Origin of the sequence: Streptococcus suis, from assembly GCF_002964045.1 — a bacterium.
Classification (GTDB): Bacteria; Bacillota; Bacilli; order Lactobacillales; family Streptococcaceae; genus Streptococcus; species Streptococcus suis_U.
Genome location: NZ_POPB01000530.1, coordinates 1 through 360, shown reverse-complemented (window position 1 = coordinate 360; position 360 = coordinate 1). Strand labels below are relative to the sequence as shown.

Annotated in this window: 1 protein-coding gene; it reads left to right on the top strand. The window is 45.6% G+C overall.

Going from position 1 to position 360, the window contains the following annotated elements; translation table 11 throughout:
* The coding region (locus tag C1E99_RS12545) for a biotin--[acetyl-CoA-carboxylase] ligase (protein WP_105207714.1) at window positions 1-360 on the top strand (360 nt) is incomplete at both ends.

Below are 360 nucleotides of genomic sequence, written 5' to 3'. Positions count from 1 at the left end.
CATACTAGTCCTGCCCTATATCTAGCTCCCTATCAGAATAAAGCCAAGGGACGATTTGGGAGACCCTTTTATGCCTCCAAGTCAGGTGGCATTTATATGTCGCTTCGTCTCTCTCCCAATGTTCCATTTCTAGAATTTAAGCCCTACACCATTTTAGCTGCAGCTGCTGTTGTGAAGGCCATTCAATCTCTTTGCGACTTGGACGTCCAAATCAAGTGGGTCAATGACATCTATCTCGGACACAAAAAGGTCGCTGGCATCCTCACTGAGGCTATCTCTTCTATGGAAAACCAACGGGTAACCGATGTCATTATCGGTATCGGCATCAATGTCCGCATAGACGATTTCCCTAAGGAATTA